9 protein-coding genes are annotated in these 12,906 nt (G+C 57.5%); 2 read left to right on the top strand and 7 right to left on the bottom strand.

Annotated features, from left to right (window positions below; translation table 11 throughout):
• Window positions 1-71: 71 nt before the first annotated feature.
• On the bottom strand, window positions 72-1,730 hold the full coding sequence (locus HY868_19300; protein MBI5304288.1) for an FAD-dependent oxidoreductase: 1,659 nt from the start codon (window positions 1,728-1,730) through the stop codon (window positions 72-74).
• 198 nt (window positions 1,731-1,928) lie between these two features.
• Between HY868_19300 and HY868_19305 the strand changes: the two genes are divergently transcribed.
• Both HY868_19305 and HY868_19310 read left to right on the top strand, forming a co-directional pair.
• The gene (locus HY868_19305) at window positions 1,929-2,852 is read left to right on the top strand and encodes a hypothetical protein (protein MBI5304289.1); all 924 of its coding nucleotides are present in this window, start codon (window positions 1,929-1,931) and stop codon (window positions 2,850-2,852) included.
• A 2-nt stretch (window positions 2,853-2,854) separates the two neighbouring features.
• A complete protein-coding gene (locus HY868_19310) occupies window positions 2,855-4,414 on the top strand; it encodes a hypothetical protein (protein MBI5304290.1) in 1,560 nt (519 codons plus the stop codon).
• A gap of 123 nt (window positions 4,415-4,537) precedes the next feature.
• On the opposite strand, the gene nirK is transcribed toward HY868_19310, so the two are convergent.
• The 6 genes from nirK to HY868_19340 all read right to left on the bottom strand — a co-directional run bounded on the left by nirK (window position 4,538) and on the right by HY868_19340 (window position 12,904).
• Window positions 4,538-5,641 carry a nitrite reductase, copper-containing gene (gene nirK / locus HY868_19315; protein ID MBI5304291.1) on the bottom strand — a complete coding sequence of 368 codons (1,104 nt, stop codon included), beginning with the start codon at window positions 5,639-5,641 and terminating at the stop codon, window positions 4,538-4,540.
• Between the two features lie 95 nt (window positions 5,642-5,736).
• Window positions 5,737-7,266: a hypothetical protein gene (locus HY868_19320; GenBank protein MBI5304292.1), complete on the bottom strand. Its 1,530-nt coding sequence runs from the start codon at window positions 7,264-7,266 to the stop codon at window positions 5,737-5,739.
• On the bottom strand, window positions 7,263-8,885 hold the full coding sequence (locus tag HY868_19325; GenBank protein MBI5304293.1) for a hypothetical protein: 1,623 nt from the start codon (window positions 8,883-8,885) through the stop codon (window positions 7,263-7,265). Before HY868_19325 ends, HY868_19320 begins: the two co-directional genes overlap by 4 nt.
• Before the next feature lie 65 nt (window positions 8,886-8,950).
• On the bottom strand, window positions 8,951-9,385 hold the full coding sequence (locus tag HY868_19330) for an SRPBCC family protein (protein ID MBI5304294.1): 435 nt from the start codon (window positions 9,383-9,385) through the stop codon (window positions 8,951-8,953).
• Entirely contained in the window at window positions 9,372-11,138 is a 1,767-nt protein-coding gene (locus tag HY868_19335; protein ID MBI5304295.1) for a tetratricopeptide repeat protein, read from the bottom strand. The genes HY868_19330 and HY868_19335 overlap by 14 nt, the downstream gene beginning before the upstream one ends.
• 2 nt (window positions 11,139-11,140) lie before the next feature.
• The gene (locus HY868_19340; GenBank protein ID MBI5304296.1) at window positions 11,141-12,904 is read right to left on the bottom strand and encodes a hypothetical protein; all 1,764 of its coding nucleotides are present in this window, start codon (window positions 12,902-12,904) and stop codon (window positions 11,141-11,143) included.
• Window positions 12,905-12,906 lie beyond the last annotated feature (2 nt).

The following is a 12,906-nucleotide window of genomic DNA, read 5'->3' on the forward strand; positions in this document are numbered from 1 at the left end:
TGACCGCTGACCGCCGGCAGCCGACCGCGGAAAATGCGGCGGTCAGTTGTTAGCGGTCGGCGGTCTAGCATTCAGACTGTTTCCAGGTATCGTTGAATCGCGGCAATCGCGACGCCGCCTTCGCCCGTTGCGTGCGCGACGCGATTGTTCGTGCCAAAGCGCACATCGCCCGCCGCGAAAATGCCGGGGCAACTTGTTTCGAGGATGTAGGGATCGCGGTCGAGCGTCCATCCTTTCGGTCGCTTGCCGTCGCGCATCAAGTCCGAGCCAGTGAGGATGAATCCTTTTTCGTTCGTTTCGACCAAGCCCTTGACGACTTCGCTGTTGGGCATCGCGCCGATAAAGACAAACACTGCCGCGCCGGGCAGGGTGCGCGTTTCGCCCGTCTGATTATTTTTGACGACGATCTCTGCGAGTTTTCCGGGGACGCCGTGAATCTCGACGACCTCGGTGTTGAAGAGTCGTTCGATCTTTGGATTCGCTTCTTCCGCGTCGCGCAAATACTTGGACGACCATTGCGATTCGCGGCGAATCAACATCGTGACCTGGCTCGCGAATCGGCTCAGGAACATCGCGCCTTGCCCCGCCGAGTTCGCGCCGCCGATGACGAACACCGGTTGATCGCGATAGTACGTCGCCTCGGTGAACGCCGCGCCGTAGTACACGCCCGCGCCGGTCAGCTCTTTAACGCCGGGCACGTCGAGTCGGCGAAACGTCGCGCCGCTCGCCATCAACAACGTCTTGCCGACAATTTCGGAACCATCTTTGAGCGTGACGATGCGGTACTTGTCCTCGGCGCGCACGCGCACCGCTTCGGTCGCTTCGAGAATTTCCGCCCCGAAGCGTTTGGCTTGCGTGATCGCGCGCCGCGCCAAATCCATGCCCGACAAGCCGCTGGGAAAGCCCAGATAGTTTTCGATTTTGGGACTGTTGCCGGCTTGCCCGCCCGGCACGCCGCGTTCGAGCACGACGACGCTCTGTCCTTCCGAGCCGCCGTACACCGCCGCCGATAGTCCGGCGGGACCCGCGCCGACGACGATAATGTCGTACAATTTTTGTTCCGCGCGCGTTTGCATGCCGACCTTGCCGGCGAGTTCACGCAACGACGGTTCGACCAACACCGCGCCGTCCGGCATCAGCACGATGGGCAGGCGCGTGCCGTCTGCGCCATGCGCGTCCGCGAGTGCGCGCGCCTGCGCGTCCTTGTCCACGTCGAGCCATTGATACGCGATCAAATGCCGCGCGAGAAAATCTTTGACGGTGTGCGATGGCGGCGACCACAACGCGCCGACGACGCGGATTCCTTCGTACGGTTGCTTGACATTCGCTTTCCACTCGTCGAGCAGATCGTCGAGCACCGGATAAAGATTGTCCTGGGGCGGATCCCAGGGTTTCATCAAATAGTAATCGAGTCCGATGCGATTGATGGATTGAATCGCCGCTTCGGTGTCCGCGTACGCAGTGAGCAAAACTTTTTTTGCGTCCGGAAAAATCGCACGCGCTTGTTCTATAAAGTCGGTCCCGCTCATCTGCGGCATGCGCTGATCCACGACGAACAACGCGACCGTTTCACCGCGCGCCAGTAATTGCTTGAGCGCGTCGAGCGCCTCTGCGCCCGCCCCAGATTTGAGAATGCGATAATCGCGTCCATATTTTTGGCGCAGATCGCGTTCGACCGCGTTCAGTACAACCGGCTCATCATCCAATGTGAGAATTGTTGGTTTTGCCATTTGTCCCTCCGATGCGGCGGATGATACATCAAACGGGAGGGTTTGCCAAGACCCCTTGAGATTCCCAGTCCAACTTAAAAGCAAGATGGACGCGTGCCCTTTCTATCTGGCGTGTTGTGAAGAACGGCGAAAACATGATATAATTTGACCGGATCTTCTCTGAGAACCAATCAATCCACTTGCTTCGTAGGTGACACGATGCCGCAAATCAAACGGATTTCAAAACAGACCGGCGGAGATTTGTTCGAATTCCGCGATGCTCCATTGTTAAGAAGTTTGGCAAGACGTAAGACGAGTTGGTCTCTATTACTTGAAACACCTCTGGGTTTGCACAATCCAAACTATCGCGTTGATCTAAAAGAAGGTGGTGGCAATCAGAAAGATCGTCTTAACATGGAAGCGAAGACAGATGCTTTCAACGTTCAGATTGCAAGAATGGTTGGCTTGACCGGCACCGAATTCCCTGGCGAGGTTTTTAGTGTGACGGTGGATATCAAAGCCGACCCAAGCATGAGCAACTTGATCGCGCGAATGACCGCGGTAGAGACAGAAGAGGGAACGGTAGATTTCGATTGTCCCTTTACTCCAAACTGTTTGACCTTTACCGAGGAATACAAATCACGGCTCTGGTTATATCATCTCAAACATCTACGTCAACGCGATCCGTTCATCTTTATACAGGCGGCGAACAAAATAGATTCGTTCTGTCGCCAAGTCCACGAGCATAGAGCGGGTCTTCGCCACAAAGACGCGCAGGGAGAAAAGATTCAAGAAACGCTGGAGAACAATCTACTCCTCTTGAGCCGATACTGGGAATGGCTTGGGATAGACTTGGGAATTCATGTGACCCGATTTCCTGATCAGCCGTATGCCGCCATTTCGTTTGCTGGGCATGGTCGTATTTCGCGCGGCGTCGAATTGAAATACGATTCGAACGGCTATACCCGCGCTGGCTACAAAGCCAAAGAAAAAGGTAGAGAAATGATCGTCTTGTGTTTCGAGCATAACGACCGCAAGCTTCTCCAAAGTGAGGATTACCTGGATGTGGTTGATGCCAGTGAACTCGGCAGATTCATGGTCAGCGAGTTGGCAAAGATTGAAAAAACAGAGAAGGGCGAATAGTGTTGGTAAAAAATCCTATCACGGATCCGGTGCATCCACGCAAGCAATCAGTCAGACGGCATTTTGGTTCGCATCCATACTTTACGCGGCGCCCGTGGAATGTAGTCCAAGCATACATCAAACACTTTGCGCCTAATCGCGACGATGTGGTGCTGGATCCGTTTGGGGGTAGCGGTGTGACGGCGATTGAAGCCGTTGTGCTTGGACGGAAAGCGATCCATGTTGACCTCAACCCACTTGCCAATTTTATTTGTCAGCAAGTTGCGGTTGCGCCCGTTGATCTCAATGCGCTGCGGCGCGAATTTATCGCGGTCGAAGAAGCGTGTCGCCCGAATTTGGAGCGCCTCTACACGTTGTCGCCGGAAGAATTGGCGCGCGAACCATTAGATGCCTGGTACCCACGCGGTTGGTCGTTACCAAAAAACGCGGACGCGCGCACGGTGGAGGAGTTGTTCACGCGTCGGCAATTGATTGCATTGTCACAACTTTATCGGCGGATTTGTGAAATTGCCGATCCAGTTCTCAAAGACCTAATGCGTTTTGCGTTTTCCGCGACGCTGAATAAATGCAATCTGACTTATAGCACGACCAAAGGGCGTAGTGAGGGACGCGGTAACAGCGGCATTATGCACACCTATCGTTACTGGCTCCCGAAAGAACCGGTTGAACTCAACGTCTGGAACGAATTCAGCCAAAAGTTCAAGAACCTCATCGCCGTCAAGAAAGAGACGAACCAAGCTATTGGACAGAATTACCAGCGGCTCCAAGTCATCCACGCTTCTGCAACGCAGTTGACGAGCGTGATTGAAGAAGAATCGGTAGATTACATTTTTACCGACCCGCCGTATGGAAGCCACATTGCCTACCTCGATTTGTCAACGATGTGGAACGCTTGGTTGGGATTCGATGTAGTGCCGGAAGACAAACAGTTGGAGGCAATCGAAGGCGGCGACCTTGGCAAATCGCGCGACGATTACGCGACGCTACTGCAATCCTCGCTGGTCGAGATGCACAAGGCGCTAAAATCGAAAAGTTGGTTGACGATTGTATTCGCGCACAAAGACCTGTCTTATTGGAGTGTCTTGATTGATGCGGCACAAAACGCCGGTTTTGAGTATGCCAATACGGTTGTGCAAGAGAGTTTTCAGTTCTCGCGCCACAAGCGCGCCAATCCGCTTTCAGTGCTTGCGGGCGAGTTAATTCTTAACTTGCAGAAAAAACCAAAACCGCGACGAATCAAGTTTGACAACAATGGCGCAGACAAACGCGAAATGGTAACTGGCTTTGTTCACGAACTCCTCGGTGCGAGACAGGAAGGATTAACGACCGAGGATGTTTACAATCAACTTGTGCCGCGCTTGCTCGAACGCGGTTTGTTCCAGGTTGGTCAGAAGACCGGTTTGCTGGAGTTGGACGATTTTCTCAAGGATAGTTTCTACTTTGAGGAATCATCTTCGCGGTGGTATCTTTCCCAGTCCGCGGCGAAAAAGGGAAAGAAAATACTTGACCTGATGCGAACTCAAGGACAGTTTGCATTGGATTTTCCGCAAGAGAATGAGTGATCCGGCGCTGCGCTGAATTCACCAATCGAATGGCAATCAAAGCAATATTGCCGATAGCAAAACAAGACTTCCGTTTTCACTACACGGAGGTCTTGTTTTGCGTAATTTGATATGCAATCCCGATTAGTGGCTCGACCCATCGGCAGGCGGCGAGAACACATCCTTGTCCCAGTTGCCGGTCACCATCAGCACCCCCGCCGCGCCCTTGGCGGTGCGCCACAATGCGTGATCTACCAGCAAGTACTGTCCCGGCTCGTTGAGTTTGAATTCAAAGATGGACATCGAACCGGGCGGGACGACCCAGGTTTCTTCGTTCGCAAGATACGTTTGATTCGAACCAACGTACACCTTGTCGAAAATTTCGCCGATCACATGAAAGTTCGCGCCGATGTTCGGTCCGCCGTTGCCGAAAAACAGTCGCACGGTCTCGCCGGTCTTGGCTTGGAGCGGCGCGTGCTTGGTTAGCGCGTCTACGTGTCCGTTGAACGTGAAATACTCGGCATGTTCCGCGCGCGCCTTTTCTCCGTTCAAGTCCTGATGCCCCTTGTCGCCGAATGCGCCGGTCGTGTACCACTCGCCTTGCACGACGTAGAATTCGCGATCCACTTTCGGCAGTCCGCCCTTCGGCTCGACGACGATACCGCCGTACATCCCCATCGCGACGTGAACGTACGGAGGCGCGAACGCGCAATGATAAATGTACGCGCCCGTATTCAGCGCCTTGAAGGTAAAGGTCTTGGTCTCGCCGGGCGCGACCTTGGTGACTGCCGCGCCACCGCCCGGTCCATTGACCGCGTGCAAATCAATGTTGTGTCCGACGGTGCTCGTCATCGCGTTCGTGATCGTCAGTTTGACCGTGTCGCCTTCCATCACGCGAATCATCGGGCCGGGCACCGTGCCGTTGAACGTCCAAAATGTAAACGTCGTGCCATCCGCAAGTTCAGCGGTCACCTCGACTGTCGTTAGATTGACTTCGACGGTCGTCGGTTCGCTCCGCGTGATTGGCGGTGGCACGCGCGCCGGGTCAATGATGACGTTTTTCGCTTGGAGCGGTTTCGCCGGCTCGAGCGACGCGACGCCCACGCGGTCGAGCACCGGCTTGAATTGCGCGTTCGCGCGGTCAAGCGTCGCTTGAAATGTATTCGCTTGATAAATGGCAAACGCGCTGACGCCCACCGCAACGAGCGCGAGGATGAGCGCGAGCGCGCCAAGATTAGATTTGAACATGGTCGGGTCCTCCTTTAGCCCAGAAGAAATTCGACTGCATCACCGAATTCTGGATTCAGGATAACCCATTTGCATTTTTGCCGCAAGGACAAATGTCACATCGCCGCGTCGTTCATCCACGCGCGAACTTGATATGCGTCCTGTGACAATCCCGACGCCTCGAATTGCGCGAGAGCTTGGGCGAACTGGGTTTGCGCGTTCGCGTGATCGCCGCACGCGCGCAGGATGCGCCCCCACGCCGCGTGCGTGCGCGCGCTGTCGAGCATCGCTTCGCCGGTTTCGAACGCGCGCAGGCTGGCTTGCAAATGCGATTCGATTTCGGCGCGCGGCGCGCGTTGCTGCGCCAGCGCCAGCGCCCACACGCGTTCCGCCATCCCTCGCGCGAACACGCCGCCGAGCGATTCGGCGAGCGCCACGGCTTGCCGCGCCAACTCGATTGCGTCCGCCACGCGCGAGGCGCCGAGCGCGATCTCGGCTTCGGCGGCGGCGTACCAATCGGTGAACGCGCGGTTTTGTTCGAGTGCGGCATCGAGCGCGCGCGCCGCGTCGAGCGTTTGGGTCGCCTCCATAAATTGCCCAAGCCGCGTCTGCGCGAGCGCGCGCGCAATGTGACCCGCGTACGCGTACGAGTTCGATTTCGACTTGAGCGACCATTCAATCGCGCACGCCGCGGCATCGCACAGGTTCACATTATCATTGCCCATAAAGTAGACGACCGCCAGCGTGATGTACGCTTCGGCAGTCCCGATCGCATCGCGCGTTTCTTTTGCGCGCGCGAGCGCACGCTGCGCGGATTGCAAACCCGCCGCGTACTCGCCGCGTGCCGCGAGCGCCATGCCCAGGTTTCCCATCGTCGCAATCCACTCGGACCAACTCTCCGCTTTTTCAAGTGGTGCGAGCGCCTGCTTGAGCAGAACACTCGCCGCGCCGAACTGACCCTGGATGTTCATCATGCGCCCGATGACGGACGAAGGAAACGCGAGCAATGCTTCATCGCCGAATTCGGCGGCGACCGGCAGAACGCGCATCAAATAGTCCACCGCACGCGGCAATTCATTGTTGTACGCGTGGATGCGCCCGAACCAGTAATGCACTTGCGCGAGACGTAACCGGTCGGTCGGTTCGTCCTCGCCGATCTGTTCGCGTAAAAGCGATTCGGCTTGAATGACGCGCGCGAGATTATCTTGCGCCGAATCACTCGCGTACGCCACGGCGACGGACTGGATGAGTGTGTCCACGCGCGCACGCGCAGTCTCGCGCGTGCGCGGCAACGCGTCGAGCGCGTGTAACGCTTGCGCGAAATGGGCGCGCGCTTCGGCGTACGCGTTGAGGCGGGCGGCGCGTTTGCCGGCGCGCAACGCATACGCGAGCAATTTTTCCGGGTCGTCGGCTTCGGCGTAATGTTGCGCGAGCAACGCGGCAATTTCGTCGAGACGTTCCGCGAACAAATCTTCGTACGCCAGCGCGACCGCGCGATGAATCTCGCGGCGCGAACGGAGCAAGAGCGATTGATACGCGCGTTCCTGCATCAATGCGTGCTTGAACATGTACTCGCCGCGCGTGTCAGTGCGCGCGTGCAAAATGTCGAGCGATTCCAATTCGGCGAGTGTGGCGGGCAAACTCATTGTGACGATTCCTGCGCGATGCCGCGCGCGAACGCGCGGCGCAAATCGGGGTGCGTCAAGCAACGATCCAGTTCACCGATCACCTGCGCGAGTTCGGCGCGCGCTTGATCGCCGTCGCGGTGAAGCGCGAGCGCATCGCGCCGCGCGTGGACGCGAATCGGAAAATAACTCAATCGGTCGGCGAGATCGCGCGCGGCAAGATAGAAACTTTCCGCCGCCATCGTTTCGCCGCGTGCGTGATGAATGTGCGCTTGGAGCATCAACCCGCGCGCGCGATATTTTGCGGATCGCGTGCGCGTCGCAGCATTGAGCAATTGTTCGGTTTCGTCGGTCGCCAGTGTCAACTCGCCGCGCGCGAGATGCAAGCGCGCACATGCGTCGGCGAAACGCATTTGCCAACGCCACGCGTGAAAACCGAATTCAGGTCGCCCGATCCACTGCCCGACCTGATCGCGATATATTTCGGCTTGCGTGAGCTTGCCGAGCGCGATGCAATCGAGCATCAAGTTGATGAGCGTGCTGATTTCGGGCGGACGCACCGACGCGGATTGCGCGATCTGCAATCCCGCGCAGTCGAGTTCGAACGCGGTTTCCCAATCGCCCAGTTCCGCCGCAAGCCACGCACGCGTGTTCGGATACTGCGCGAGTCCGAATGGATTGCGCGCCTCTTTCGCCAAGGCGTGTCCTTGTTCGAGCGCGTCGAGCGCGGCATCATAGTTGCCGCGTCCGGCTTGCGCGCGCGTGAGCAAATAGAGCGAAACAATTTCGCCGACGCGATCCTGCAAGCCGTTTTTGATTTCGTACGCCTTGCGCGCGCACGCCGCCGCGCGCGCGAAACGCCCCATAAAATTATCTTGGATGCCAAGATAAAACCAGCATTCGCCTTCGAGCACGCGTTCTTCGCCGGTTTGACTGGCGAACAGCGCGCGGCGCAAACGCGGGTACGCGTGTTGCAAGTTCCCTTCGGCTTGCGCGACGAGACCCTGGACGAGGTACGCGCGCAGCGCGACCGGTTGGTCTTGCAATTCGCGCGCGCGCGCGTCGGTCTCGAACGCCATCTCGATCGCTTCCGCACCGCGCCCGTTCAGCCACAACGTCCACGCGATCCGCGACATGATGCGGCACTCGTCGTACGCGCGGTGCGCCGCGCGCGCGAGTGGCAGCGCAGTGCGGTAATCGTCCAATGCTTCGGTGTACTGGCTGAAGAATTCGTATACCTGGGCGCGTGCGGTGTACAGCGCGACCAGTTCTTCGGGTGGCGCGTGCGCGCCCAGCGCAATCGCGCGCGTCAGCAGATCGAGCGCCTCTTGGTTCGCATAATGGCGCGACGCGTTTTGCGCGGCGCGAAACAGATAACGTCGCGCGCGGTCGGGCACCTCGGCGCGTTCCCAGTGGAACGCGAGCACTTCGCTCAATTTGCCTTTGCGGTCGGGGTACGCGCGTTCCATTGCCTCGGCGACCGCGCGGTGCAGCGCACGGCGTTGCGTCTTCAGCAACGATTTGTACACCGTCTCTTGCGTGAGTGTGTGTTTGAAGATGAACGCGGCGTCTGGCTCATCGAGATGGCGAATCAGTTCTTCGCTCGTCAGTTGCGCGAGTAGGGCATCCCAGTTGGTCATCGCATCACCGCGCGGACATCCGGCAGATTCAAAAACGATTCACAAAATTCTAGCGGCATGTGTGTTCATTGTTCCAGAATTTTTTTGATGCGATTTAGACTTTTCAAATTCTCAGCCGGCACCTGGCGTTTACGGATCAGCAAAAGAATCTGTCCCAGGAGACCAAGCGGATGAAAGGTTACATGCTGAACGAGATGGGTTCCACCTGCTGGTGCGCTCATCCGAAATTCCCAGTTCGTCCGAAAGACGCGATAGTCGGTGGACTCCCAGCCGACGCGGTGCGGCGCATCCAGTGCAGTGATGCGCGCGAAACTCACGATTTTCGTCGGCAATATCTCGCTCGCCTTGAATTTGGCGCCAACGCCGATCTGCCCAGGGGTTGTTTGTTCAATCGTGGCGACGCTCATTGACCATTCGTTATGCCGCGTGAAATCTGCCAGATAGCGATACACTTGGTCTATCGGTGCGGCGATGCCAATGCTAACCTCATTTTGCCACATGGCGAACCTCCAATTTTCTGACGGATGGTAAATTCAAGAACGAAGCGCGCAATTCTGCTGGCGCGCGTTCCGCAATGTCCACAACCAGTTTGCGCGATTCCGCAAAAAAACTTTGCGCGCGGCTTGTTTCGCCGATAGCCAATTCGATTTCGCCGAGCGCGCCGAAAATTTGCCACAGTAGCCAGCGCGCCTGCAATGCCACCGCGCCATCGCGCGCTCGTAACAAACTCGCACGCGCTTGTTCGGGGCGACCGAGCGCGTGTTCCGCTAATCCTTTGTAAAATAAACTTTCAGGGATTGAAGCCCGCAGACTAGATTCTTCCAATTGTCGCAACAATCGCACCGAGGCGTCGAGCGTGGCGGCGTACTCACCTTGCGCGAAGGTCAAGCGCACATTGGCAAGCAATCCATAGAATGAAAAGAGCGGGCTGATATGGTCCGCATTGCTCGGAAACAAATCGAATGTCGCGGCGGCTTGCGCGAGATCCTTCATCCAGAGAAAAATTTGAACGAGTGTGCTTTGCGCGTACGGACGCACTCCGGCATAATGCGCGTCGGCAAATTCAAGCGCGCCGCGCGCGTGCTCTAGCCCGCGCTCGAACGCGCCCAGACTGGCAAGCGCAATTCCCAGGTCGGCGCGGGTTATCAATTGCGGCAACGAATACCCTGATTGTGCGCTCAAGCGCAGCGTCTCTTCCATTACGTCAATCGCGCGCGTGCTCTCGCCACGCGCCCAATATACGGCGCCGACCATCGAAAGACTGTATGTTTGCCCCCACAAATTCCCGATGTCTTGGCTGATCCGAGACGCCTCGTCCGAAAGAGCGAGCGCTTCATCCCATTCGCCATTAAACGTATCGTAGAGACTCGTCGTTGCCAGACTGTCCGCCAGCATCGGCAAATTTCCCTGCTCACGCCAACGCAGCGTGGCTTCTTGAATCAGTTCCCGCGCGCGATTGAAATTTCCGCTGAAACCGTACGCGTGCGACAGATCATTCAGCGTGAACGCGGTTTGCTCGACAAGATTCAGTTCGCGCGCAATTGCAAGCGATGCTTCGCCCGCCTCGCACGCATGTACCCAGCGATTGGTAAAACGATAGAGATTGACGAGAATCCACAGGATTTTCGATTCTGCCGCGCGGTCGGTGGTTTCGCGCGCGAGGAGCAACGCCTTTTCCGCCAACGGTTCGCCGAGGGATGGATTGAATTCCGAATTGGCGGTGCAGCGAATTTGGCACTGGGCGACGAGCGCGCTGAGTACCAACGTGCGGTCGCCGCGCGTGCGTGCAAGTTCTTCCATCTCCGCGTAATTGGCAAGCGCGGCAGGAAACTGCGAAGCCAATTCCAATTCGCGCCCGCGCCGCGAATACAAATATCGAATCCGCATATTATCCGCACTCGCACGCGCAATCTCAATGGCGCGCGTGAAATGCGCGACGGCTTCGGCGTTGGCGTAAACGCGCGCCGCCCAATCTCCCGCACGCGCCGCGTACTCGAGCGTTTTCGCGTCATGCTCGGCGGCGGCATAATGTTGCGCGAGCAACGCCGCGAATTCGTCCAGGCGCTCCGCGTATCGTAGCTCAAGTGTCTGCGCGACCTGCAAGTGGATATCGCGCCGCGTTTTTTTCAAAATCGCTGCGTATGCCGCGTCCTGGGTCAACGCGTTCATGAAGATGTACGTCGCTTCCTCTTCGCTAAAGCGTCGCACAAGTTGCGCGGTTTCGAGTTGCGTGAGGATGTTTTCAATTTTCATGGTCAATGCATCACGGCGCGCACATCCGGCAAATTCAAAAACGATGTGCGCAATTCCTCAGGCGTGTGCGCGGCGATGTACTCTATCACCACGCGCGCGTGAGTGCGTAAAGTATTCGCTTCGTGGATGTTGCCGCGTGCGGCTTCGATCTCGCTCAACGCGGCGTAAATGCGCCAGAGGAGCCAACGCGAGTTGAGTCTTATTGCTTCGGCGCGCCCTTCGGCAAAACACTCCCACGCGTCGGCGGATTTATTTTGGCGTTGTAGGGCAATCCCTTTCAGGTACAACGCGTTCGACAAGAATTGCCACAATCGGCGCGAACGTTGAAACTCAATCAATTGGTCGCTGGCTTGAATCGCGCGGGCGAGATCGTTCTGCGCGAGCGCCAATTCCGCGCTGACCACCAGCATCCCCGAGCCGAATAACGATGTGCGGTCGGTCGCCGAGAGAAGTGGATTTGTTTCATTGACGAGCGTCTCGGCAGATGCAATATCGCCATCCAGCAAATGCAAATGCGCGAGTCGGGCGCTCGTCCAGACGCGCATGACGTGCGCGAGCCGCCTGCCTTCGATCTGCGCCAGCGTCGCCAATTCTAGCCCGCGTTTGACCTGCCCCAGGTCGCCGTAGAGCGAACCCAGGTCTGCGCGCGTAAAGGAGAGCGGCGCTTGGAAACTGTGCGCGGCGAGGCGCACGGCATTTTCCATCGCGGTGATGGCGTCCGCGATGTGCCCTAACTCACGATGCGCCTGACCGACCCACGATTGACTGAACGTTTCGCCCCACGTGTTGCCAATGCTTCGGCTGATCTCCAGCGCCTCCAGGGATGCGGTGATGGCTTGTTCATACTCGCCGAGACTGATGTGGATCATCGTTGCGTAACTGAGATTGTCGGTGAGCATTGGCAGGTTGTTCAGCGCGCGCCACATTTGCCGCGATTCCAGGTTCACCGCTTTACCGCGTTCGGACTCGCCTTCCCAACTGTACACCAGACCGATATCGTTCAACAAATACGCGAGTTGTTCGCGCAGATTGTGGGTGCGCGCAATTTCGATGGCTTGATCGCCATACCCAATCGCTTCGCGATAATTGGTGTTGAGGCGCGAGTTGAGGAGCATGAGATTCCACAGGACTTTGGCTTGCGCGGGTTGATCGCCGAGCGCGCGCGCCAGCGCGAGCGCCTGATCGCACAGTGCGTTGGCGCGCGGAATGTCAAACTGTTTGTTGGGGATCGAATAGATCGTCGCGCGCGCGATCAACGCGGCAAGCTCGAGCGCGCGATTGCCGCACGCGCGGGCGTGCGTCTCCATCTCTTCGTAATTCGCCAGCGCCGCATCGTATTGCGAGTTCAACTCGAACTGGCGACCGCGTTTGAGATACAGGTCTTGCAAAACGGCGTCGGAATGCGCGTCGGTATTTTTCGCGATGCCTAGCGCACGGGTGTAATGGGCGATGGCTTCGACGTTCGCGTGTACGCGCGCCGCGATATCGCCCGCGCGAATCGCGTACGTCATCGTTTTCGCGTCGTTGCCGGCGTTCGCGTAATGTTGCATCAACAACGCGGCGTGCTCGTCCAAGCGGTCGGCGTAGATTTGTTCGTACGCCTGCGCGACGCGCTGGTGAATCTCGCGGCGTTGTTTCTGCAAAAGCGAGTTGTACGCATTCTCTTGTGTCAAGACGTGCTTGAAAATGTACGCCGGTTCTTCTTCGATCAACTGTCGCAAGAGTTGCGCGGTTTCGAGTTCGCCAAGTTGTTGCGTTATATCCATAG

Source organism: Chloroflexota bacterium (assembly GCA_016219275.1).
Classification (GTDB): Bacteria; Chloroflexota; Anaerolineae; order UBA4142; family UBA4142; genus JACRBM01.

Bases quoted from the DNA above. Each gene is read 5' to 3' on its own strand.
- HY868_19300 (MBI5304288.1), bottom strand. From the start codon at position 1,730: ATGGCAAAACCAACAATTCTCACATTGGATGATGAGCCGGTTGTACTG.
- HY868_19305 (MBI5304289.1), top strand. From the start codon at position 1,929: ATGCCGCAAATCAAACGGATTTCAAAACAGACCGGCGGAGATTTGTTC.
- nirK (MBI5304291.1), bottom strand. From the start codon at position 5,641: ATGTTCAAATCTAATCTTGGCGCGCTCGCGCTCATCCTCGCGCTCGTT.
- HY868_19320 (MBI5304292.1), bottom strand. From the start codon at position 7,266: ATGAGTTTGCCCGCCACACTCGCCGAATTGGAATCGCTCGACATTTTG.
- HY868_19325 (MBI5304293.1), bottom strand. From the start codon at position 8,885: ATGACCAACTGGGATGCCCTACTCGCGCAACTGACGAGCGAAGAACTG.
- HY868_19330 (MBI5304294.1), bottom strand. From the start codon at position 9,385: ATGTGGCAAAATGAGGTTAGCATTGGCATCGCCGCACCGATAGACCAA.
- HY868_19335 (MBI5304295.1), bottom strand. From the start codon at position 11,138: ATGAAAATTGAAAACATCCTCACGCAACTCGAAACCGCGCAACTTGTG.
- HY868_19340 (MBI5304296.1), bottom strand. From the start codon at position 12,904: ATGGATATAACGCAACAACTTGGCGAACTCGAAACCGCGCAACTCTTG.